This is a genomic window from Rhodococcus sp. IEGM 1381, assembly GCF_030056795.1.
GTDB lineage: Bacteria > Actinomycetota > Actinomycetes > Mycobacteriales > Mycobacteriaceae > Rhodococcoides.
The window spans coordinates 49301-70982 of record NZ_JASHKQ010000003.1 but is presented as its reverse complement, the minus strand read 5'-3'; the positions used below and the strand labels follow the sequence as shown (position 1 = coordinate 70982).

The window sequence follows — 21682 nt, the reverse complement described above, 5'->3', positions numbered from 1 at the left end:
GTCAGCGACCGGCCGCGCTGCACTGGCTGCAGGTGCCGAATATTTCGATGGTGTGGCTCACGTCGGTGAAACCATTGGACTCGGCGACACTCTGGGACCACTTCTCGACGGTGGGCCCCTCGACCTCGACGGTGAATCCGCATGCTCGGCACACCAGGTGGTGATGATGGCCCGAGGAGCAACGCCGGTAGACCGACTCGCCGTTGTCGGTGCGGAGCACATCCACCGTGCCGGCGTCGGCCAGCGTCTGGAGCGTGCGATAGACGGTTGTCAGGCCGATTCCCTCACCGCGCTTGCGTAATTCGTCGTGCAGATCCTGCGCGGACTTGAATTCCTCGATGGTGTCGAGCAAGTCCGAGATCGCACTGCGTTGCTTCGTGGCTCGTACTCCGACTACGACGGGTCGTCTCGGCGATGCGGTATCGGTGGACTTCTCGGTCACAGGTTCCGGCCTTCCTCGGCGTGGGCCACAGCGTCGACGACGATGTGGGAGAGGTGATCGTCGACCAGTCTGTACAGGACCTCGCGGCCGTTGCGTTCTCCGCGGACCACACCCGCGGCCTTGAGCACCCGGAGGTGTTGACTGATCAACGGCTGCGTGACGCCGAGAGCGACCACGAGTTCGTGGACGCATCGTTCGGATTCGCGCAACTGCAGCACGATCGCGATCCGCACCGGGGCCGCAAGCGCGCGCAGAATGTCGCCGGCCGCGGCCAGGGTCTCCTTCGGTGGAATGTGGGCCGGGGGAGCGGCGGCGAACGGGTCGTTCTCGTGCATTGGATGCTCGGGGTCTTGCCGATCCGGCGAATCTGTATGAACGGCCTGCTCGGTGGACACGGTTGCGGCTCCTTCGGTTGCCGATTCGTTCTCGGCGAACTCTCCCTGCACGATCTTTCGTCTTGGCATCAGGTTAGTGCAGTTATCGCTATTGCAAATCGTATTCATTGTGATATGCACAAATGCGCATGTCAATTCCGAACTCGACCGGTGTTCGGATTTGCCCGCCGAGCCAGATAGTCTGATCAGGGCGAAAACCGCCCGCGTCACCCCTCGAGCGATGTGACCGAGAATCACGATGTAACCGAAGATGGAGAGCTCCGCCAGTGGCACCCAAGTCCAAAGTCGAAACCGTCGCCAACCTCGCCAAGCGCAGAGGCCTCGTCTACCCGTGCGGCGAGATCTACGGCGGTACCAAGTCGGCCTGGGATTACGGCCCGTTGGGCGTCGAACTCAAGGAGAACATCAAGAAGCAGTGGTGGCGCAACATGATCACCAGCCGCGACGACACCGTCGGACTCGACTCGTCGGTGATCCTGCCCCGTCAGGTGTGGGAAGCGTCCGGTCACGTCGAGACGTTCTCCGACCCGCTGGTGGAGTCGCTGCACACGCACAAGCGTTATCGCGCCGATCACCTCATCGAGGCCTACGAAGAGAAGCACGGCCATCCGCCGGAGAACGGCCTGGCCGATATCCGCGACCCCGAGACCGGTGAGCCCGGTTCGTGGACCGAGCCGCGTGCGTTCTCGGGCCTGCTCAAGACCTTCCTCGGCCCGGTCGACAACGAAGAGGGCCTGCACTACCTGCGTCCAGAGACTGCGCAGGGCATCTTCGTCAACTTCGCCAACGTGTTGACCACCTCGCGCAAGAAGCCGCCGTTCGGTATCGGCCAGATCGGCAAGAGCTTCCGTAACGAGATCACTCCCGGAAACTTCATCTTCCGCACCCGCGAGTTCGAGCAGATGGAGATGGAATTCTTCGTCAAGCCCGGCGAGGACGACGAGTGGCATCAGTACTGGATCGACTACCGCATGAAGTGGTACACCGACCTCGGTATCGACCCGGAGAACCTGCGTCTCTACGAGCACGCCAAGGAGAAGTTGTCGCACTACTCCAAGCGCACCGTCGACATCGAGTACAAGTTCGGCTTCCAGGGCAGTGCCTGGGGTGAGCTCGAGGGCGTCGCGAACCGCACCGACTACGACCTCTCGGTGCACTCCAAGGCGTCGGGCCAGGACCTGAGCTACTACGAGCAGGCCACCGACACCCGCTACACCCCGTATGTCATCGAACCGGCCGCGGGTCTGACGCGTTCGCTGATGGCGTTCCTCGTCGACGCGTACACCGAGGACGAGGCTCCCAACGCCAAAGGCGGTGTCGACAAGCGTGTCGTGCTCAAGCTCGATCGCCGTCTCGCCCCGGTGAAGGTAGCGGTGCTCCCGCTCTCGCGTAACGCCGATCTGACGCCGAAGGCGAAAGATCTTGCGCAGCAACTGCGTCAGTACTGGAACGTCGAATTCGACGACGCCGGAGCCATCGGTCGCCGCTACCGTCGTCAGGACGAGATCGGTACCCCGTTCTGCATCACCGTCGACTTCGAAACCCTCGACGACCACGCGGTCACCATCCGCGAACGCGACACAATGGCGCAGGAGCGGGTGGCTCTCGATCAGGTCGAGGGCTACATCGCGTCCCGACTGATCGGCGCGTAAGAACTTACGACAACCGGCAGGGCCCGATCTCGTGTAGAGGTCGGGCCCTGACCAGTGTTCTGGGTCGATGGTCAGAAGCGGCCGCCACCGCCACCGAGTCCGCCGCCGCCCCCGCCGCCGCCGCCGAAGCCCCCACCGAAGCCGCCGCCCCCACTGCCGTTCAGCACGCTGTTGATCAGGATGCCGCCGAGTACTGCGCCCGCGATGTTTCCGCCGCCACTGCCCCCGCCGAAGCCGCCGCCGCGTGGCCCATGGCGGTTCTCCCAGTTCTGCACGTCGGACTGGGCGATCTGCGATGCGCGCGAGGCCAATTGGCTGGCGGCATGTGCGTGCTTGAGCGCCTCGTCCGGGTTCTCGGGTTCGAGCTGGCGTGCCGCACTCAGGTGCCGTTCGGCTTCGGACAAACGTGTACGAGCATCGGCACCCACACCGCCGCGTCGCGTGGAGATGTAGTCCGCGGCAGCGGTGATCTGCGCCTGAGCAGCTGCGATATCGCGATCGAGACGCGCCCGCAGCTGGTCCTCGGCCGCCTTCTCCGCCGACGCCACGTCGACGATCTTTTCGAGTTCGGAATCTGCTGCGGCAAGGGCGGTGTAACTGCCGAGCGGATCGGACGACTGCGCGGCCTCCGCATTCTTCAATGCGGTCTGCGCCGCGGCCACGGCGGCCTGCAGTTCGGCACCGCCGTGCTCGGTCAACCCGCGAGCCTGCTCGATGTCGCGTCGGACGTCCGCGATGGCGTCGGGCAGGGTGGCTATTGCGTGTCCGATGTCGTCGCGGGCGTGGTCGACTCCGTCGAGCAGCGATTTCGCCTGATCGAGGGCTCGTTCTGCAGTCCGAATCGCGGTGACGGCCGGGCCCTGTTTTCCTGGCGGAAGTGCTGCGGCCTTGCGGCCGGCTTCGATGTTCTCCTCGGCTAGCGCAACTCGATCCTTGGCCATCGTGACATTGTCGGCTATCGACTTCAGTGCGGTTTCGGAGAACTCCGAATGCAGTTGAGCCAGTACGGTTTCGGACTGCGGGATGCGCACCGTCAAGCCGATGATGGCTTGGGTGAGCTCGTCGAGATGCGAGCCGGCATTCATGACGAGGTCGCGGAATCCATCGAATTCCTCGACCCGAGAGTCGAGCTCGCGGTCTGCCTGGCCGCACGAGGAGATGATCTCGACGAGCATCGCCCGACGCTGATCAGGGGTTTCGGGAATGGCGTCGTCGAGGCGCTGACGGATCTCGAAGGCGGAGGCCAGAGCTTTCTTCGCGTTGTCGAACGCGGTGATGAACGGTGCGGCTGCTGAATCGCCGAATTCGCCTCGGGCGAGGGTCAATTCCTCCTCACTCGCCCGCACGGCGTTGTCGGTCTCGATCAGAATTTCCTTGGCGCGGGTGTCGAGAACGTCGATCGGGAACCGAGCCAGCGCGGCCGGGTCGCTCGGGTCGATCTTCGCCACGGCGTCCACCTCGGCGGCCACCCTGGCCTTCTTGCGCCGCGAGGAGTAGACGACTGCTCCGCCGCCTGCAACCGCCAACACACCGACACCGATCAACAGCGGTGCCGACGACTCACCGCCGCCACTCGACGCATAGGCCTCGCCGAGAGCGCCGGCAGCCGCTATGGCGGCTCCGGACCAATCCTCCTCGCCCAGTGCGGGTTCGACGTCGTTGACGCGAATATCGTCCTGCTCGGATGCGGTGATCTGCGACAGATCGTTACTGACGGCGAGGCGGTACGACCGATCGACGGTGGCCACGGCGAGCAGAACGTCGCGCTGACCGAGGTCACTTCTGGTGTACGTCTGCTCGGCCCAGCTCGCGGCCGACATGTTGTCGAAATCCGCAACGTAGGTGACCCACAGCCTGAGCTGGCTGCTGCCGTAGAGGTCGTCGATGGAGGTCTGCACCTCGGCCAGCGAATCAGGGTCGAGAGCCTGGACGTTGTCGGTGATCTGGGTGGCCAGCCGCGAGGGAGCCTCGGCGGATGCAACCCCCGGCGCGAGCAAGACCGCGGCGAACAGGGTCAGAGCACCCGTAGCGGCGAAACGACGAAATCGATGAACCGACCTACGGACTGCGGCGCTGGAGTGCCGCCGGTGCTGGACTGCCATGCGATGAAATCTACCGGCTGGGTCGCGTCCGAATCGAGCAGGTCGATCCATGACAGTTGTCATCGTGCAATCGTGACGCTCGGTCGAGGTGGATGGGCTCTGACGGCAGCAGAGTAGTTGTCATGACCACAACGAAGGCAGTCGAACTGCGCAACGTCACCAAGACCTACGGCTCGGTCCGGGCGGTGGACGGGCTCAGCCTGTCGATCGAACCGGGCGAGGTCGTCGCATTCCTAGGACCGAACGGAGCAGGAAAGACGACCACCATCGACATGATGCTCGGCCTGGCAACACCTACCACCGGGTCGGTCTCGGTGTTCGGCGGATCGCCTGCCGACGCCATCGCACAAGGCCGCATCTCGGCCGTCATGCAGACCGGAGGATTGCTGCGCGATCTGACCGTACGCGAGACCGTCGAGCTGACGTCGGCGCTGTTCTCTCACACCCGTTCGGTGAAGGAAGTGCTCACCCGCGCGGGTATCGCCGACATCGGCGACCGACGAGTCGCGAAATGCTCCGGTGGCCAGCAACAACGGCTGCGGTTCGCGCTCGCACTGCTACCCGACCCGGATCTCCTGGTGTTGGACGAGCCGACCACCGGTATGGACGTCGAGGGACGTCGCGACTTCTGGAATGCCATTCGCCAGGATGCAAGTACCGGTCGAACGGTGCTGTTCGCAACGCACTATCTCGACGAGGCCGACGCCTATGCCGATCGCATCGTGCTGGTGCGGCACGGCAAAATCGTCGCCGACGGCAGCGCCGCCGAGGTGAAGAACTTGGCCGCGGGACGCACCGTCACCGCCACGCTGCCTGGCGTCGACCAGTCGATGTTGCTCGCACTCCCCGGGGTGGACCGCGTCGAAACTCGTGGCGATCGGGTGATCGTGCACGGACGTGACTCCGACTCCGTGGCCCGCTATCTACTCAACGATGCACACGCAACCGACTTGGAAATCGTCTCGCGGAACCTCGAAGACGCGTTCCTCGCCCTGACCACCGATTCCGACAACGAGCTCGCTGGGAGCATCCGATGACCACGACCACTCATACCACCACCCGCACACCGGCCCGAGCCGTTGCGTGGGGCGGATTCTCGCCGACCTTCCTCGGACTCGAGATCCGCAGGCTGTTCCGAAACAAGCGGACCCTGATCTTCACCTTGGTGATGCCGCCGATGTTCTTCGTCATCTTCGGGACACAGTCCGGCTTCAAGGACGACTACTCCTTCGCGCAGGGCAACGTCACCGGCTACATCGCGATCAGTATGGCCGTGTACGGCGCGATGCTTGCCACCACCAGTGGGGGAGCGATGGTCTCGGTCGAACGCGCGCAGGGTTGGAGTCGGCAACTGCGTCTGACGCCGCTCAAGCCCGTCGCCTACATCGTGACCAAGGTCCTCGTGGCCATGACGATGGGTGCCGCTGCGATCGTCGTGGTGTTCGTCGTCGCGAAGTTCTTCGGAGCCGATATGCCGATCTGGGTGTGGCTCGCCTGCGGTGTGATCGCGTGGCTCGGATCTGCAGTGTTCGCCGCGTTCGGGCTGTTCATGGGTTACCTGTTGCCCTCGGAGAATGTCATGCAGATTCTCGGCCCGGTGCTCGCACTCCTGGCGCTGGCCGGTGGCCTGTTCGTTCCACTCGGGGACGATGGCTGGTTCCCGATGCTCGCCCAGTTCACCCCGCTCTACGGCCTGGCGACCGTGGCCCGGGCACCGTTCACCTCGGCCGATGCAGGCACCCTCGCGATCGCCGTGGTCAATCTGGTGGTGTGGGCTGCGGTCTTCGTCGCCGGAGCGTCGTTGCTGTTCCGAAAAGACACCAAGCGTGCCTGACGCAGAAACCACCGATCATGTCGCCCACGGAGATACCGTGGGCGACATGACCACGTTCACCGCCGACCTGCCGGAGGGGCGGGTCTGGCGATACGGCTGGATGTTCGGAGCCATCTGGCTTATCTACCTGATCTATCCGTTGAACGAGATACTTGCTCTTCCCTCGGTGGCGGCACGGGCCGCCGGGATCGTTGCGATCGTCTCTTTCGGTGTGGTGTTCACGACCACCTTCTGGCGCTTTCGCAACGGTCACCGCCGCGGAAACCCGCTGCCCACGTCCCAGGCGTGGATCGCACTCGGTGCGATGGTCGCCCTGACCGTCGCGATGAGTGCCTTGGTCGGAACCACCGGCTTCGGCGCCACCGTCTACATCGCGGTCCTGGCGATGATGACGTTGCCGGTCCGCCAAGCATGGTCGTTGGTCGCGGTGATGGTGGTGATCGTCGAATTCGTACCCCGCGCCGTTTCGTCCTGGGAGCCAGACAACTTCTTTGCGTTTCAGTTGCTGATCAGCTCGGCCGCCGCGTGGGGCATCACTCAGGTATTCCAGCGCAACCACGAATTGGCCGTTGCCAGGCAACAATTGGCTGATCTGGCAATCGTCGCCGAACGTGAGCGGATGAGCCGGGACGTACACGACATTCTCGGTCACTCTCTGACCGTCATCACCGTCAAGAGCGAGCTGGCGGGACGGCTCATCGAGATCGATCCCGCCCGCGCGGCCGTGGAGATCGCCGAACTGGAAACCCTTGCCCGGCAAGCTCTCGCCGATGTGCGCAGCACCGTCGGCGGCATGCGGCAGATCGACATCGGCACCGAACTGGCCAGTGCTCGAACAGCTCTGGTCGCCGCAGCAATCGATGTCGACCTGCCCGCTGATGCCGATGTGGTGCCGCTGAGACACCGCGAACTGTTCGGCTGGGTCCTGCGTGAAGCGGTGACCAACGTGGTTCGACACTCGCACGCGCAACACTGCCGAGTGACGCTGACGCCGTCGAGCATTTCCATCGTCGACGACGGATGCGGACCTGCCGAGGACACCTGTGGGGGAAACGGGCTTCGCGGGTTGGGTGAACGCGTGAGCGCCGCTGGTGGTTCACTGACGGTCGCCCGGGTTCCGATTGGCGGATTCAAGGTGGAGGTCGCGGCACCATGAGTATCAGACTGTTACTGGCCGACGATCAAGCTCTGGTGCGTGGAGCCCTCGCAGCACTGCTGGGTCTCGAGCACGATCTCGACGTCGTGGCGGAGGTGGGGCGAGGGGACGAAGTGGTTGCGGCTGTGCTGGAACATCGACCCGACGTCGTATTGCTCGACGTCGAGATGCCGGGCAAGAACGGGATCGACGTGGCCGCCGAGCTGACCCTGGTGGCACCCGAGTCGAGAGTGCTGATCGTCACCACGTTCGGCCGCCCCGGATACCTACGCCGCGCGATCGATGCGGGTGCGTCGGGTTTCGTGGTGAAGGACACTCCAGCCAAGCAGCTGGCCGATGCAGTTCGGCGGGTGCACATGGGGCTTCGCGTCGTCGATCCGACGCTGGCGACCGAGACCCTGACCGACGGCGTCTCGCCACTTACGGCCCGTGAGCAGGAGGTTCTCCGTGCCGCAGCTCAGGGTGGGACGGCCGGCTCCATCGCTGCCACCGTGCACCTGTCGGAGGGAACGGTGCGCAACCACCTGTCGTCTGCAATAGGAAAGACCGGTACCAGTACTCGCGCGGAAGCGGTCCGAGTGGCCGAGGACCGCGGGTGGCTGTAGCTCCCACGAGGCGCGCCGTGACCGAGCCGATGCGCGGGCCTGGCAAACTCGAGGGGTGAATTCAACTCTCGACCGAGATCCGTACGGCGACCCGTACGACGATCGGTATGCCTCGGACCCCGGTCCCGAGCGCCTCGGCTTCTTCGGAACGCTGGGACGCTGGACCGGTCGGCTGGTCGCGGGAGTGGTCCTGATGGCGGTGGTGCTGGTCGCAGGGACTGCGGTCCGGGTGTGGCAGGTTGCCCGCATCGACGACTACTCCAAGGCCGACGCCATCGTCGTGCTGGGTGCGGCGCAGTACAGCGGGACACCCTCGACGGTGTTCGAGGCTCGACTGTCCCAGGCCGCGTCGCTGTACGAGCGGGGCATCGCCCCCGAGATCGTCACCGTCGGCGGCAAGCAGGAAGGCGACCTCTTCACCGAGGCCGCGTCGGGTCGCAACTATCTGATCGAGCAGGGTGTGCCGGCCGACGCCATCGTGGCCGTCGAGACCGGCTCGGACACGCTCGAAAGCATCGAGGCCGTGAGTGACACACTCCGCAACGAGGGCAAGTCGTCGGTGGTGCTGGTCAGTGATCCATGGCATTCGCTGCGCACTCGAACCATGGCGCGTGACGCCGGGCTGGATGCATGGACCTCACCGACGCGTACCGGCCCGGCCGTCTACACCAGAGAGTCCCAGGCACACGGAATTGCCAGGGAGACAGGCGCATTGCTGTGGTACCAGCTGACCCATTTCACGGCAGACTTCTCCTACACGGCAGGCCAGTGACATGACCGGCACCTACTCGGCGCACGACGTCGAACGATTCGTCACCGAACCCCCGAAGACCGCCGGCCTCAGACCGGGGGCCAACAACGCCTCGCATCGAAGTGCTTTCGCGCGCGATCGGGCGCGGGTGTTGCACTGCGCCGCACTGCGCCGTCTCGCAGACAAGACCCAGGTGACCGGGCCTCGGGATGGAGACACTCCGCGGACTCGGCTCACGCACTCGCTGGAAGTCGCGCAGATCGGCCGCAGCATCGCCGAAGGCCTCGGCAGCGACCCCGATCTGGTCGATCTCGCGGGATTGGCCCACGACATCGGCCATCCGCCCTACGGCCACAACGGTGAACGGGCCCTCGACGAAGTGGCCACGGACTGTGGTGGGTTCGAGGGCAACGCGCAGAACCTACGCATTCTCACCGGCCTCGAGCCGAAGATTCTCGACGCCGACGGGCGCAGCGCGGGATTGAACTTGACCCGAGCATCTCTCGATGCCGCGACCAAATATCCATGGATCCGGCCGGTACCAGGCGCGAAATTCGGTGCCTACGACGACGACTCCGCGATTCTGGGCTGGGTACGTGACGGTGCTCCGGACAAGCACAAGTGCCTCGAAGCGCAGACCATGGATTGGTCCGACGACGTGGCCTACTCGGTACACGATGTCGAGGACGGCGTCATCGACGCCCGCATCGACCTACGCGCGCTGTCCGACCCGATCGAGCAACGCGCCCTCGCCGAACTCGGCGTCTCGGAATTTCGCGGACTCGATGTCGACGAGTTGATCGACGCTGCGGGCCGGTTGTGGAGGATGCCCGTCGTTATCGCCGTCGGACGCTACGACGGAACCCTCGAAGCGTCCGTCGCACTCAAGCACATGACGAGCGAACTCGTCGGGCGCTTCGCGACTGCCGCCATCGAGGGCACCCACGAGAGATACGGCACCGCGCCGTTGAGCCGGTACGACGCCGACCTCGTGGTTCCGTCGATCGTCGGCTCAGAAGTTGCGTTGCTCAAAACCATGGCGTTGCGGTACGTGATGTCCGACGCCGGTCACAAGATCCGCCAGGAGCGTCAACGTGACCGAATCCACCGCGTCGCCGAGTGGTTGCTGCGCTCGGCTCCAGGGGAGCTGGACCCCATCCTGGTCCCGGCCTGGCAGCGCGCAGAAAGCGACGGCGAACGAACCCGAGTGGTCGTCGATCAGATCGCCTCGTACACCGAAAGTCGACTCGAACTGATCGACAAGCGCTCACTGGGAGCTCAGGCCAGCTGGGGTTGATCGGCGGGTGTCGGGTGTCTGGTTCGACGCTAGACTTCACACGTGGCCGGCCGAATTCCTGAACGCGACATCGCCGCCATTCGCGAACGCACACGGATCGAAGACATAGTCGGTGACTACGTCTCTCTCAAGCGCGCGGGCGGCGACTCCATGAAGGGGTTGTGCCCCTTCCACGACGAAAAATCGCCGTCGTTCCATGTTCGGCCCAACCACGGTCACTATCACTGCTTCGGTTGCGGCGAGGGTGGTGATGCCTACTCCTTCCTCCAGAAGATCGAGCACATCTCCTTCGTGGAGGCCGTCGAGCAACTCGCCGATCGGCTGAACTACTCGATCTCCTACGAGGGCGGAGGGCCATCGGTTCAACGTGACCGCGGCACTCGAGCGCGCCTGATCGCCGCGAACGCGGCAGCGCAGGAGTTCTATGCGGGCAGGCTCAGTGGTCCTGACGCCCAGGCTGCGCGGGACTACCTCACCGAACGCAACTTCGACGGGCACGCTGCCCTTGCCTACGGCTGCGGATACGCACCCGACGGCTGGGACACTCTCACCAAACACCTGCTGGGTAAGGGCTTCGAGGCCAAGGAGATCGTGGACGCGGGCCTGGCGACACCCGGCAAGCGCGGCACGCCCATCGACCGTTTTCGGCGCCGATTGGTGTGGCCCATTCGCAGTCAGAGCGGCGACGTCATCGGTTTCGGTGCCCGCAAACTGTTCGACGACGACACGATGCCGGGAAAGTACATCAACACCCCGGAAACCATGTTGTACAAGAAGTCTCAGGTGTTGTTCGGTCTCGACCTGGCGCGCAAGGAGATCGCGAAGTCGCATCAGGCCGTCATCGTCGAGGGCTACACCGACGTCATGGCGATGCATCTGGCCGGGGTCAAGACGGCCGTGGCATCGTGCGGCACCGCATTCGGCGAGGACCACCTGGCCATGCTGCGCCGATTGATGATGGACGACAGCTACTTTCGCGGCGAAGTGATCTACACCTTCGACGGAGACGATGCCGGGCAGGCTGCCGCCATGAAGGCATTCGAGGGTGATCAGAAGATTGCCGGGCAGACCTTCGTCGCCGTCGCGCCCGACGGAATGGATCCGTGCGACCTGCGGCTGAAGTCCGGCGACAACGCCGTTCGCGATCTGGTCGCCAGACGTACCCCGATGTTTGCCTTCGTAGTGAAATCGCTACTACGAGAACATGATCTGGATACACCCGAGGGGCGCGTCGAAGCCCTGAAGAGAACCGTACCCGTGGTCGCGCGCATCAAGGACGCGTCGCTGAGGGACGAGTACGCGCGGCAATTGGCCGGCTGGACCGGTTGGGACGACACTGCGATGGTGCTCGCCCGCGTGCGCGACGAGGCGAAGAAGGGGGCTCGGGGCGACACCAGCGGCAAGCGTGTGCCGTTCGAGAAGCGTCAGGCGACGCCGACCGAGGCCCCGGCCGGGCCGCCGCGTCCGAACCCCACCGATCCGTCTCTGTGGCCGCAGCGTGAGGCTCTCAAGGCGGTACTGCAGATGCCTGCCATGGCAGGCACGGTGTTCGACTCACTCCCGCCGGAAAGCTTTCATCACCCGGCATACTCGGCCGTGCGCGATGCGGTGGCCGCTGCCGGAGGTACCGCCGCAGGACTGGGCGGAGGGGAGTGGGTCGACGCCGTGGCCAAACAGGCCAAGGACGCCGTAGTGGTGTCGTTGGTGACCGAGCTGGCCGTCGACCCGATGCGCGTGGCCGACGACGCACTCACGCGCTACATCTCGGGTGTACTCGCGAGGCTGCAGGAGGTGTGGGTCGGCCAGCAGGTGGCAGAACTCAAATCGAAGCTGCAGCGCATGTCGCCGGTCGAAAAGCCCGACGACTACAACGCGCTGTTCGGCGACCTCATCGCGCTCGAGCAGTATCGCCGGAGTCTGCTCGAGCTCGCCGTCGGAAGTGTCGCCGAGGTCGGTTAGCGGCGCAGCTGATCGCGCGGGACGTAGACCTGGGTCTCGTCGTCGATCGGTTGCATCGGCTCGAGTCGCGGCTGGGTGTTGAGGGAATCGGAGAGCTTCTGACGGCCGACCTCGATGGCCTTCTTGGTGGCCGGGGACGACGCAACGGCGCTGGCAGTCTTGCGAATCTTCTCGTACCGGCCCCGTCCTGCCTTGGCTCCGAGCACATACGCAGCTCCAGCCGCCAGTACCAAACGAATCATCAGTGGGTCCTTCCCTAGAGCGTGCGGCTGTACGTCCATCTTGCCCGACGGAGTTCCGACGAAGCTCGAGCAGGGCGATTTGGTACTCACCAGGGTGAGTGCGCTATTGTTTCCAACGGCTCGCACGAGAGTGTGACGCCGCGAGGTAATCCCCCATAGCTCAATTGGCAGAGCATTCGACTGTTAATCGAAGGGTTCCTGGTTCGAGTCCAGGTGGGGGAGCGCAATCCCCGTCCGGTTCTCCGGGCGGGGATTTTCGTCGTCCGGGTTGGTGGTACCACGGGTCCCGGTCAGTTATCAGATCGTGACGCTCTTGGCTGTATATCGATTGAATGAATCCATCCGACGGATGCCGGTTTTGTCGGTCGTCCGCGACATACTGAACGAGCGGTCCGGGAGGCTCAACAGTGCTATAAAAAACCGGATCGGTCGGTTTTAAGGGGCTTCATGAGTTTGAGTTACGCAGCAACCGTTCCACGTCACCTCGTGCATCGGCGGTCGCCGGCCGACGTGTTGTTGACCGATTACGAAACGGTGGACGGAACCCATCGGGCAGCTGTTCAGTTCCCGACGTCCCATCGGATGTTCGCTCCGATTCGTCGAACCCACGACTCACTGATGGTGGCCGAGGCTCTGCGTCAAGCGATCAGCCTGTTCTGCCACGTCAATCACGGAGTGCCACTCGACCACGTCGTCTTTATCGAGCACTCTCGCTTCGAGATTCTCGATCCGTTGTCGGTCGATGAGATCGACGATTCGCTCGTCGCCGAGTCGATCACGAGCGACGTGACGTTCGACGACACGTCGATGGACAACATGAAGTTGTCGGCCAGACTCTTGAACGGTAGCCGACTCGTTGCGTTCGGAACGGCATCCGTTCGGTCGCTCGGCCCCGAGGTCTACTCGCAGTTTCGCACCTCGTCGATGGCCGACCCCCACTTCCGGTATCTGCCGGCCGGGACCGAAGTGGTCGAGGCCTCGGCCGTAGGACGGCTCGATCCTTCCGACGTCGTGTTGGCACGGCATACCTCCGACGGGACGATCGTCGTCGCACCCGATCCTCGTAACCTGGCGATGTTCGACCATTCCGTCGAATATCTTCCCGGCGTGACCATGCTCGAAGCTGCCCGTCAGGCATTGCGTCTGGCAACCGGAACGCCGACGCTGGACTTCACTTCGTGCGAGGTGCGCTTCATGGGGTTCGCCGAGTGGGCGAATCCGTGCTCGGTGATCGTCGACACCGATTGCACGGACGGCGTGCACCGAATCCAGTTCGAGCACGACGGAGCCGTACTGTCGGCAGTGTCCGTCACGGCGACATCGGAACCGTGGCTGGCAACTAGTGAACGTTCCAGTCGATAAGAGGCCCGTCGACCACAGCCCGGACCCGTGGGAGCCGTCGGCGCGGTACAACCGAGGGCAATAGTAGATGCCACATCTCGGTCATCCGCAGCTGTAGGTCGGCGCGGCCGGTGAGCATTTCCGAGACGGTCTGCACTCCGGTGAACGACGCGACGATCAGCCTGGCGAGGGCCACGACATCCACATCGTCGACGACGTCGCCTTCGCTCTGAGCGCGGCCGGTCAGGGTGGCGATCATCTCGATCCAATCGTCGAACGATCGAGCGTTCGGATTCTGTGCCGTGGTCGATTCCAATGTCAGCCGCATACCGCCACGCGCGATCGATTCCGTCTGCAGCTGACGCGCCAGTTCCTTGGTGATGAGGATCAACGCATCGAACGCCTTCGGTGTCTGTTCGATGATGGTGACGGTGGCGGCCGTCGCCAAGGCGAGCTGCGCGTCGATCACCGCCTGCGCGAGCTCCTCCTTGGAAGAGAAATGGAAGTACATCGCGCCTTTGCTCACCCCGGCATGGGCGATGATGGTGCTCAAACTTGCTGTGCCGTAACCGAACTTGTCGAAACTGGCAGCGGCTCCCTCGAGTACGGCCTGCCTGGTGGATGCTGCACGCTCTTGCATCGGTCGACAATAGCTGTTACGCGGGTTCACGGCACAGCGTGCACAGCGATCAGCGGTAGTGACGGGAGACGACGGTGAGCAAGCGAATTGATGGCACCCTGTTTGCCATGGTCAATACGAGTGCAGGAATTCTGTTGTATCGCGTCGGTGCCGACGGTCCGGAGGTCCTGATCGCACACCCCGGCGGACCGTTCTGGGCGCGTAAGGACGACGGAGCGTGGTCGATCGTCAAAGGGCTACTGAACGAAGGCGAAGACCTGTGGACCGCGGCGCGCCGAGAGTTTCGGGAGGAAGTCGGGATGGACGTGCCCGCCGGAGAACACGTGGAGCTCGGCACCGTCACGCAGCGCGGTGGAAAGATCGTTACCGCTTTCGGCGTCGAAGCCGATCTGGACGTCTCGAATGCGGTGAGCAACACATTCGAGATCGAGTGGCCACCGAAATCCGGTGTGATGGCCTCGTTTCCCGAGGTCGACCGCATCGAATGGTTCGGACTCGCACAGGCGAGGGAGAAGCTGCTGACGGCGCAGCACCCTTTTCTCGATGCTGTGGAGACGGTTGTCGCAGCGCGATAGTTTCGGCATGCGGGACCGGGGTATCCAGCGGCCGGAAATTACGAGATTCGTAGATGCAGGGTGGGAAGTGGATCATGATGCCGACGGATGCGTCCAGCGCACAGACCATGGTGGCAACGTCTCCGTTGGAAACGGCTGTGGTGGACGCCTCGCTCTTGGAGACACGGTGGGGCGGACGCGTCGTTGCGTCGGCGTTCGTGGTGTTGGCCGCGGGGCTGTCGTGGGTATTGGCAGCCACCGCCATGATCGGCTAGTGACCATCGGTCGGTTGGCCGATACTGCTCAGCGACAACTACGAAGGGCAGCACAATGACCGACCGCAGTGTCTCCGCAACCCCACCGGCGATCGAGGTACCCAAGCGCGCCTGGCAGGCGCTGGTGGTTCTGTTGCTGGGTATGTTCATGGCACTACTCGACACCACCATCGTGAACGTGGCTCTACCGACAATCAGCACCACGTTGGACGCGTCGGAATCGGTTCTGTCGTGGATCATTTCGGGCTACGCACTGGCATTCGGCCTGGCTCTGATTCCTGCGGGCAAGGTAGGCGACCGCGTCGGTCACAAATGGGTGTTCTTCACCGGCCTCGCGTTGTTCACCGTCGCGAGCTTCGCGTGTGGTCTCGCGCAGGACGACCTTCAGTTGGTCGTTGCCAGGGTCGTACAAGGCCTGGCGGGCGGCATGTTCGTACCCGCGGTCACCGCATTCATACAGCTGCTGTTTCCGGGACCGGTGCGAGGCAAGGCTTTTGCCATCATGGGTGCAGTCATCGGAGTGTCGACTGCGCTGGGCCCCATCGTCGGAGGCCTGATCATTCAGGCGTTCGGCGACGAGAACGGGTGGCGATTGGTCTTCTGGGTCAATCTGCCCATCGGAATCGTCGGTCTGGTGGCTGCCGCTGTATTGCTACCGAAGAAGAAAGATTCCGCTCCCACGTCCCGCCCCGGAATCGACTGGCTCGGACTGGTTCTCATTTCCGTAGGACTGATAGCCCTGCTCGTTCCGTTGATCGAGGGCCAAGAACTGGGCTGGCCGCTGTGGACCTACCTGACGATCGCTGCGGGTCTGGGGCTGATCGCATCGTTCGGATGGTGGGAGGTGATCCACACCGGCCGTGGACACAATCCGCTGGTGCCACCGCGGTTGTTCACCCGCCCGGCGTTCACCGGAGGTGTGATCCTCGCGCTCGTCTACTTCGCGGCCTTCACCAGCATCTTCTTCACCATTTCGCTGCTGTGGCAGACCGGACTCGGCAATACGGCTCTGTCGTCGGGACTGGTGTCGATACCGTTCGCTATCGGCAGCATCATCGCCTCCTCGCAGAGCAACAAGCTGACCGTCCGGCTCGGTCGCACCGTTCTGATATTCGGAGCCTCGCTCGTCTCGATCGGGTTGATCTGGCTGTGGATCATCCTCGCGACCAGCTCAGCCGATACCATCTCGCACTGGACGTTACTGGTTCCACTGTTCATCGCAGGCCTCGGAAACGGTGCGTTCATTGCACCCAACGCACAGTTCATCGTCGCGACTGTCGATCGCGACGATGCAGGCGCAGCAAGCGGGGTCATCTCCACGATGCAGCGCGTCGGCTCCGCGATCGGCATTGCCGTGATCGGCAGTGTGTTGTTCGGGAGTTTGGACATCACCGGGCCCGACACCGTTGGATCGGGCTTTCTGCACGGAGCGGCCATGGCAATGGCTGTCAGCGCAGCATTCAGTGTGGTGGCGCTGGCTCTGGTCTTCGCACTCCCCAAGAAGGTTCAGGGCGCGAGCTGAGCACAGTTGCTCAGCTGTTCAAGCCCTTGCTGTGCCGATCGACGACAGACGCTGCAAGGTCGGCAATCTTCACATTCAAGTCCTGGGAAGACTTACGTAGCAGGGCGAATGCCTCGTCGCCGGACACATCGTGCAGAGCCATGATCAAACCGATGGCCTTGCCGATCTCCCTATTGCTTTCGAGCCCGTCACGGAGCGTCGACGCTTCCTGCCCGTTCATGACCGCGGCAACGGTGACCGCTGTGAACGCCGTCAGAATGATCGCCTTGCTCGCGCTGTCGGTGTCGAACACACCCGGCTGGTCGGTGAACAGGTTGAGCGCGCCCACCTTCTGATCGTCCACATTGAGTCGAAATCCCATGGCACCTCGTACCGGCGTGCGGTTCAACACACCGCGAGCCATCGCGGGCCACTGGGTGGGAGTGCGGAAGTCGGCTTCGAGCTGGGCTGCCTCGCTGGTGATCGCGTCCAGACACGGGCCTTCACCGGTAGCGCGCTCGATATCGTCGACGACGCGAGCGATGTCGTCCGAGGCTGCGACAGTAACGGGCTTCCCGTGGCGCATCAGCATCAGGCTGGCGTGATCGCAGTGCGGAACGATCAGTACGGCGGCGTTGCAGATCGCGGTGTAGATCGCCTCGGCGCTGCTGCCCCGGTACACGATGTCGGCCAGAGCGGCGAACACAGTTGCCGGGTCGGTCAACGGGCTGTCGTGCTGCGAGACGTCGTTCACTTGCAACTCCCGTCCTGTGTGATCGTTCGAGCAACCTGTACTCGATGTGAAGCAACCGTACCGCCACCGCATGGGGTGTTCGAACGGGCGGGTACCGGCAGTAGCCTCAGGTCGTGAGCGATGCGCAGGAGTCCACCGGGTTCGAGTACGGCCACGACGGACCGAAATCGATCGTGGTGGGCGTCGACGGGTCCGATTCGTCCTGGCGTGCCGCCGCCTACGCCGCTGGACTCGCCCGTAGACAACGATCGCTGCTGGTACTGGTGTACGTGCAACCCATCGCCACGGCGTCCTGGGGCCAGGCCGGCATCTCACTCGTCGAAACGGGTCAGCAGATCGCCGACGAGTTGCTCGACTACATCAGAACGTCGGCTGCCCGATTCGAGGACTTCCAGCACGTGCGGTGGGAGTTTCGCACCGCACAGGGTGATCCGTACAACGGATTGATCGCCGTCGCAGAGCAACTGCGTACCGACGCCGTCGTGGTGGGGGCGTCCGAGAATGCCGGACATCGAATCGCTGGTTCGGTGGCAGTCCGGTTGGTCAAAGCGGGACGGTGGCCGGTGACCGTGGTGCCCTGAACGATGCGAAATCGAGCCGATCTGCGGCCTGCCCTGTAAAAATAGGCAGTCACCTCGTCGGATGCGAGGCTCACGTGGTGCCGATTTCGGATCCGAGGAGTTCCATGACCGGGCTTTCGCGTAGACAATTCGTGGCTCGCGTGGGGACTCTCGCGGCGGTGTGGGGAATCGCACCCCACGTGCTGGGTCAGGCCCTGGTTGCCCGCGCGCAGCCCGCGCGCAGCCTGCGGCTGCTGCCGCGACCGGAACGCTGGCGCAGACGATCCTGCGGACCTCGAGCGGGCCCGGGCAGTATCGCGTCCTCGGTGCCGGGGCCGGGGAGCCGTACGTGCCTCGACTGGACATTCTGGGCCGAGCACCCCAGCCGTCACGGTTGCAGTCGCGGCGGTCGTTGCTCTACCTCGGGCACCTGTCGGACATGCATGTCATCGACGCGCAATCGCCCGGCCGGATCGAGCCCATGATCGTCTCCGATCACGCTGCGTGGGGTTCGGCCTTCCACCCGCAGGACCCGCTGACCGTGCACGTCACCGCTGCGATGGTGAAGGCTTTCGCCGACGCTCGGATCAGCCCGGTCACCGGCGCACCGATGGGAGCGGCGGTGGTCACCGGAGACAGCGCCGACATGCATTCCCATCTCGAATTGCGCTGGTACATCGATGTTCTCGACGGAGTCCCGGTGAGGCCCACGAGCGGTGCGGCGGACATCTTCGAGGGTGTTCAGGCGTGGCCAGAGGCGCAGTGGGCCTATCGGCCGGCCGATCCGTCGGGCGGGTCGTTCGGCGATTACGGATTCCCGACGCTTCCCGACCTTCTCACCCAGGCGATGTCGGGAACCGTCGAATCGGTGGGACTACCCGTGCCGTGGTACTCGGTCTACGGAAATCACGACACCCTCCTGCTCGGCACGTTCGATCTCTCCTCGCAGCTGCACGCGCTCGCAGTCGGGGGTCGCAAGGCGTACACCCTGGAGGCAACGGCTACATCGGCTCTGGCCGGCTATGCCTCGACGGCCAGTCCGTTGCAGCGAATGGTCGATGCACTGGGCGTCGGATCCGGTGCGCGACGGGGCTTTCGGGCGGTGTCGGCCGATTCGGCGCGATACCTGTTCGAGCAACGCGAGTTCATGGAAGAGCACTTCGAGACCACGCCGACGCCGGGGCCGATCGGCCACGGCTTCACACAACACAACCTCGATTCCGGCGAGACCTGGTGGTCGGCTGACCCCACCCCGAACATCCGCACGTTCGGACTCGACACCTGCAACGCAGTCGCCGGGCCCGACGGTGCGGTCCCGGAGCAGCAATTCGACTGGTTGGCAGAGCAATTGGAACGGGCGCAGGCCGAGAACAAGCTCGTGCTGATCTACACCCACCACAACAGCCTGACGCTGGAGAACCGGGCACAGCGGCCGGGGCAATCGGTGAAGCTCTACGGCGCAGACGAATTCGTCGATCTGCTGTTGAAATATCCGGTGGTGATCGGCTGGCTCAACGGCCACACCCACCAGAACCAGATATTGGCGCATTCGAGCGGAGGACGCGGATTCTGGGAGATCACCACCGCGTCGTGCATCGACTTCCCGCAACAGCAGCAGGTGGTCGAGATCGTCGACAACCGGGACGGGACTCTGTCGCTGTTCACGACTGTGCTCGATCACGCATCTCCGGTCACGCCCGGAAACAGCGGCAGTTACCTGGATCTCGCGTCGCGCAGCCGTGAACTGGCGGCCAACGACTGGGCCGAGAATCCTCTGATGCGACGAGGTTCGCGACTGGATCGCAACACCGAACTGCTCCTGCCGGCCCCGTTCGATCTGAGCACCATCACAGACGCCGCTCTCGAGCAGCAACACCTGGACGAGCACGCGCGTTCGATCGCCTACGAGACGAGGCAGGCCCGATGAACAGTGTTCCCAGGAAGATCTTCCTCATGTCAGCGGTGGTGGCGTGCGCGGGCTGCTCACAGACCGCAGCGCTTGCGCCGGTAGGCGGAGCCGAGCTCGGCAATCTGCGCTACGCAGTCAACGACGTCCTGCTCGAGCAGGGTATCGAGATATTGGTTGCGCCCGTGTGCTCCGGTACCGGTTCAGACATCGAATGTGCCGGCGAGACAACCGGTAACGAGGCGATTACCGGTTCGGCTACGTCGGACGACGCGAGCACCGTCGAGATCAAGGTCGGTACGAAGGTTCTCTACTCGGGTTCCGTGCAGGACGTGCTCGATCGCAATTCGACGGTCGGTGCGCCGTGAGGGGGAGCGCGGTTCTGGCTGCCGTGGTGGTCGTGTCGGCGCTGATTCAGGCGCTGACTGTGCTGGGGGATCCAGTTCCGACGTCGTCACTCGGTTTTGCGGGATTGGTTCTGGCTTCTGCTGCCGCGGTGGTACTAGCACTGTGGATCACCGCGTCGACGGCACTCGATGTGGTGAACGGCAACGCATCCGGTGCGCTGAGTCGGGCCTGGCGACGGCCGCGCGTATTGGTGTGGTGCGTGGTGTTGACCGGGGTGGCCGTCGCTCTGGCAATACTTTTTCCGCTGCTCCCGGCCATCGTGATTCTGGTTGCGTTGCTGATACTTCCAAGCGTGGCCGACGGGCAACGGAATCCGTTCCACGCAGCGTTGGCTACGGTCCGGCAGTTCCCGGGGCGGTGCGCAGTCGCGGCTGTCGTCACGATTCTGGCCTATGTCCTCGCCTGGGTCGTGGCACTGGTACTGGGTTTTTTCGTCACCGGCGTCCTGGCGGCCTTCGTAACGTGGTTGTGGTTCGGAGCCAGTGCCTCTGTGCTGCTGGTCTATTGGTCGCGGCTGTACCGAAGGGCGGCGCTGATCTGATCGCGGTCGACGGCACTCAGCCGCGAGCTCGGCGACCGGCCGCGGCCTCGGCGACGACCTGAGTGATTCGACCAGCGCGAGTGTCGTCTCGCACAGCGCTGATAATCCACCACAGCATCTGCTTGCGGGCACTGGGCGGAAAGCCGTCCCAGGTGCTCCGAGCGTTCGGGTCTCGGTTCAGCTCCGTGGTCAGCTCGAGAGGTTCCTGGAGGTCTTCGACCTGATCGGCAATCGTCCACCAGCCGTTGGTTTTCGCGGCAGCGATGGCACGGCGACCTGCTTCGGTCATGAGGCCGCGGTCCTCCATATCGGTGGCGCGTTTCCGGTTCAGACGGGTCCACTGGCTCTTGGGCCTGCGCGGCGTGAAGAGTTGCAGGCTGCGCTCCTCGTCGAGGACGGTGTTGGTGGAGTCGATCCAACCGAAGCAGATGGCTTCCTCGACGGCTTCGGGGTAGGGACAGCGTGGTCGGTCGGTGGTGGTGCGCCACGAGCACAGCCACACGCCTCGGGTCGAGGGGTGATTGCGCGCCAACCAGCTGCGCCACTGTGCCCGAGTTTCGGCGTGAATTATCGGGTAGTCGAACTTCCACGTCGCCGGGTGGTCGGATGCCGAGGACGGAGATTCTTCAGCAGTCACTGCGCGCTCCATCTCGTCGCGGTGTTGCACACTGCGATTTCGCATGCGTTCAGTGTGCCCACAATCGAGGCCATCCGATGTCCGCAATGGCGCTGAGGTGTCCATGGATCGGCACGAACATCAGGGTTCG

General features: G+C 63.9%; 23 protein-coding genes and 1 tRNA gene. 17 read left to right on the top strand and 7 right to left on the bottom strand.

Features of this window, described 5'->3' with window-relative positions; translation table 11 throughout:
* Window position 1: 1 nt before the first annotated feature.
* The gene (locus QM797_RS12380; RefSeq protein WP_283275915.1) at window positions 2-442 is read right to left on the bottom strand and encodes a Fur family transcriptional regulator; all 441 of its coding nucleotides are present in this window, start codon (window positions 440-442) and stop codon (window positions 2-4) included.
* Window positions 439-777, bottom strand: coding sequence for an ArsR/SmtB family transcription factor (locus QM797_RS12375; RefSeq protein WP_032379570.1), 339 nt, complete (start codon window positions 775-777; stop codon window positions 439-441). The genes QM797_RS12380 and QM797_RS12375 overlap by 4 nt, the downstream gene beginning before the upstream one ends.
* 326 nt (window positions 778-1103) lie before the next feature.
* Here QM797_RS12375 and QM797_RS12370 point away from each other — a divergent pair, with 326 nt between their 5' ends.
* Entirely contained in the window at window positions 1104-2489 is a 1386-nt protein-coding gene (locus QM797_RS12370) for a glycine--tRNA ligase (RefSeq protein ID WP_283275914.1), read from the top strand.
* Window positions 2490-2560: 71 nt separating this feature from the next.
* Here QM797_RS12370 and QM797_RS12365 read toward each other — a convergent pair whose 3' ends face one another.
* Window positions 2561-4591 carry a TPM domain-containing protein gene (locus QM797_RS12365; RefSeq protein ID WP_283275913.1) on the bottom strand — a complete coding sequence of 677 codons (2031 nt, stop codon included), beginning with the start codon at window positions 4589-4591 and terminating at the stop codon, window positions 2561-2563.
* A 122-nt stretch (window positions 4592-4713) separates the two neighbouring features.
* On the opposite strand from QM797_RS12365, the gene QM797_RS12360 reads away from it, so the two are divergent.
* The 7 genes from QM797_RS12360 to dnaG are packed head-to-tail and all read left to right on the top strand — an operon-like array spanning window position 4714 to window position 12193.
* Window positions 4714-5628 (top strand): ABC transporter ATP-binding protein, encoded by a 915-nt coding sequence (locus QM797_RS12360; protein ID WP_283275912.1) that lies wholly within the window; start codon window positions 4714-4716, stop codon window positions 5626-5628.
* The gene (locus tag QM797_RS12355) at window positions 5625-6425 is read left to right on the top strand and encodes an ABC transporter permease (protein ID WP_283275911.1); all 801 of its coding nucleotides are present in this window, start codon (window positions 5625-5627) and stop codon (window positions 6423-6425) included. The genes QM797_RS12360 and QM797_RS12355 overlap by 4 nt, the downstream gene beginning before the upstream one ends.
* 46 nt (window positions 6426-6471) lie before the next feature.
* Window positions 6472-7581 (top strand): sensor histidine kinase, encoded by a 1110-nt coding sequence (locus QM797_RS12350; protein WP_283275910.1) that lies wholly within the window; start codon window positions 6472-6474, stop codon window positions 7579-7581.
* Window positions 7578-8186: a response regulator transcription factor gene (locus tag QM797_RS12345; RefSeq protein WP_094704615.1), complete on the top strand. Its 609-nt coding sequence runs from the start codon at window positions 7578-7580 to the stop codon at window positions 8184-8186. Before QM797_RS12350 ends, QM797_RS12345 begins: the two co-directional genes overlap by 4 nt.
* 55 nt (window positions 8187-8241) lie before the next feature.
* A complete protein-coding gene (locus QM797_RS12340) occupies window positions 8242-8958 on the top strand; it encodes a YdcF family protein (protein ID WP_283275909.1) in 717 nt (238 codons plus the stop codon).
* A 1-nt stretch (window position 8959) separates the two neighbouring features.
* Entirely contained in the window at window positions 8960-10234 is a 1275-nt protein-coding gene (locus QM797_RS12335; protein WP_283275908.1) for a deoxyguanosinetriphosphate triphosphohydrolase, read from the top strand.
* Between the two features lie 42 nt (window positions 10235-10276).
* The gene (gene dnaG, locus QM797_RS12330) at window positions 10277-12193 is read left to right on the top strand and encodes a DNA primase (RefSeq protein WP_283275907.1); all 1917 of its coding nucleotides are present in this window, start codon (window positions 10277-10279) and stop codon (window positions 12191-12193) included.
* On the opposite strand, the gene QM797_RS12325 is transcribed toward dnaG, so the two are convergent.
* A complete protein-coding gene (locus QM797_RS12325; RefSeq protein ID WP_283276100.1) occupies window positions 12190-12435 on the bottom strand; it encodes a hypothetical protein in 246 nt (81 codons plus the stop codon). The genes dnaG and QM797_RS12325 overlap by 4 nt on opposite strands.
* 149 nt (window positions 12436-12584) lie before the next feature.
* Between QM797_RS12325 and QM797_RS12320 the strand changes: the two genes are divergently transcribed.
* Window positions 12585-12657: transfer RNA gene (locus QM797_RS12320), tRNA-Asn, on the top strand.
* A 225-nt stretch (window positions 12658-12882) separates the two neighbouring features.
* Window positions 12883-13797, top strand: coding sequence for an AfsA-related hotdog domain-containing protein (locus QM797_RS12315; RefSeq protein ID WP_283275906.1), 915 nt, complete (start codon window positions 12883-12885; stop codon window positions 13795-13797).
* Here the strand turns inward: QM797_RS12315 and QM797_RS12310 are convergent.
* On the bottom strand, window positions 13775-14416 hold the full coding sequence (locus QM797_RS12310; protein WP_283275905.1) for a ScbR family autoregulator-binding transcription factor: 642 nt from the start codon (window positions 14414-14416) through the stop codon (window positions 13775-13777). The genes QM797_RS12315 and QM797_RS12310 overlap by 23 nt on opposite strands.
* 107 nt (window positions 14417-14523) lie before the next feature.
* On the opposite strand from QM797_RS12310, the gene QM797_RS12305 reads away from it, so the two are divergent.
* The 3 genes from QM797_RS12305 to QM797_RS12295 all read left to right on the top strand — a co-directional run bounded on the left by QM797_RS12305 (window position 14524) and on the right by QM797_RS12295 (window position 16767).
* Window positions 14524-14991 (top strand): NUDIX hydrolase, encoded by a 468-nt coding sequence (locus tag QM797_RS12305; protein ID WP_283276099.1) that lies wholly within the window; start codon window positions 14524-14526, stop codon window positions 14989-14991.
* A 74-nt stretch (window positions 14992-15065) separates the two neighbouring features.
* Window positions 15066-15245, top strand: coding sequence for a hypothetical protein (locus QM797_RS12300; protein ID WP_283275904.1), 180 nt, complete (start codon window positions 15066-15068; stop codon window positions 15243-15245).
* 55 nt (window positions 15246-15300) lie between these two features.
* Window positions 15301-16767: an MFS transporter gene (locus QM797_RS12295; RefSeq protein WP_283275903.1), complete on the top strand. Its 1467-nt coding sequence runs from the start codon at window positions 15301-15303 to the stop codon at window positions 16765-16767.
* A 10-nt stretch (window positions 16768-16777) separates the two neighbouring features.
* On the opposite strand, the gene QM797_RS12290 is transcribed toward QM797_RS12295, so the two are convergent.
* On the bottom strand, window positions 16778-17500 hold the full coding sequence (locus QM797_RS12290; RefSeq protein ID WP_283275902.1) for an ANTAR domain-containing protein: 723 nt from the start codon (window positions 17498-17500) through the stop codon (window positions 16778-16780).
* Window positions 17501-17613: 113 nt separating this feature from the next.
* Between QM797_RS12290 and QM797_RS12285 the strand changes: the two genes are divergently transcribed.
* The 4 genes from QM797_RS12285 to QM797_RS12270 all read left to right on the top strand — a co-directional run bounded on the left by QM797_RS12285 (window position 17614) and on the right by QM797_RS12270 (window position 20915).
* Window positions 17614-18081: a universal stress protein gene (locus QM797_RS12285; RefSeq protein WP_283275901.1), complete on the top strand. Its 468-nt coding sequence runs from the start codon at window positions 17614-17616 to the stop codon at window positions 18079-18081.
* 160 nt (window positions 18082-18241) lie between these two features.
* Window positions 18242-19987, top strand: a complete 1746-nt coding sequence (locus QM797_RS12280; RefSeq protein WP_283275900.1) for a TIGR03767 family metallophosphoesterase — start codon at window positions 18242-18244, stop codon at window positions 19985-19987.
* Entirely contained in the window at window positions 19984-20334 is a 351-nt protein-coding gene (locus QM797_RS12275) for a hypothetical protein (RefSeq protein WP_283275899.1), read from the top strand. Before QM797_RS12280 ends, QM797_RS12275 begins: the two co-directional genes overlap by 4 nt.
* Window positions 20331-20915: a hypothetical protein gene (locus QM797_RS12270; RefSeq protein ID WP_283275898.1), complete on the top strand. Its 585-nt coding sequence runs from the start codon at window positions 20331-20333 to the stop codon at window positions 20913-20915. Before QM797_RS12275 ends, QM797_RS12270 begins: the two co-directional genes overlap by 4 nt.
* Window positions 20916-20931: 16 nt before the next feature.
* Here QM797_RS12270 and QM797_RS12265 read toward each other — a convergent pair whose 3' ends face one another.
* Window positions 20932-21597, bottom strand: coding sequence for a YdeI/OmpD-associated family protein (locus QM797_RS12265; protein ID WP_283275897.1), 666 nt, complete (start codon window positions 21595-21597; stop codon window positions 20932-20934).
* Between the last annotated feature and the right edge of the window lie 85 nt (window positions 21598-21682).

Excerpts from the sequence above, each read along its gene's own strand:
- QM797_RS12375 (WP_032379570.1), bottom strand. The coding sequence starts at position 777 with ATGCACGAGAACGACCCGTTCGCCGCCGCTCCCCCGGCCCACATTCCA.
- QM797_RS12365 (WP_283275913.1), bottom strand. The coding sequence starts at position 4,591 with ATGGCAGTCCAGCACCGGCGGCACTCCAGCGCCGCAGTCCGTAGGTCG.
- QM797_RS12360 (WP_283275912.1), top strand. The coding sequence starts at position 4,714 with ATGACCACAACGAAGGCAGTCGAACTGCGCAACGTCACCAAGACCTAC.
- QM797_RS12355 (WP_283275911.1), top strand. The coding sequence starts at position 5,625 with ATGACCACGACCACTCATACCACCACCCGCACACCGGCCCGAGCCGTT.
- QM797_RS12350 (WP_283275910.1), top strand. The coding sequence starts at position 6,472 with ATGACCACGTTCACCGCCGACCTGCCGGAGGGGCGGGTCTGGCGATAC.
- QM797_RS12345 (WP_094704615.1), top strand. The coding sequence starts at position 7,578 with ATGAGTATCAGACTGTTACTGGCCGACGATCAAGCTCTGGTGCGTGGA.
- QM797_RS12335 (WP_283275908.1), top strand. The coding sequence starts at position 8,960 with ATGACCGGCACCTACTCGGCGCACGACGTCGAACGATTCGTCACCGAA.
- QM797_RS12325 (WP_283276100.1), bottom strand. The coding sequence starts at position 12,435 with ATGATTCGTTTGGTACTGGCGGCTGGAGCTGCGTATGTGCTCGGAGCC.
- QM797_RS12315 (WP_283275906.1), top strand. The coding sequence starts at position 12,883 with ATGAGTTTGAGTTACGCAGCAACCGTTCCACGTCACCTCGTGCATCGG.
- QM797_RS12310 (WP_283275905.1), bottom strand. The coding sequence starts at position 14,416 with ATGCAAGAGCGTGCAGCATCCACCAGGCAGGCCGTACTCGAGGGAGCC.
- QM797_RS12305 (WP_283276099.1), top strand. The coding sequence starts at position 14,524 with ATGGTCAATACGAGTGCAGGAATTCTGTTGTATCGCGTCGGTGCCGAC.
- QM797_RS12300 (WP_283275904.1), top strand. The coding sequence starts at position 15,066 with ATGATGCCGACGGATGCGTCCAGCGCACAGACCATGGTGGCAACGTCT.
- QM797_RS12295 (WP_283275903.1), top strand. The coding sequence starts at position 15,301 with ATGACCGACCGCAGTGTCTCCGCAACCCCACCGGCGATCGAGGTACCC.
- QM797_RS12275 (WP_283275899.1), top strand. The coding sequence starts at position 19,984 with ATGAACAGTGTTCCCAGGAAGATCTTCCTCATGTCAGCGGTGGTGGCG.
- QM797_RS12265 (WP_283275897.1), bottom strand. The coding sequence starts at position 21,597 with ATGCGAAATCGCAGTGTGCAACACCGCGACGAGATGGAGCGCGCAGTG.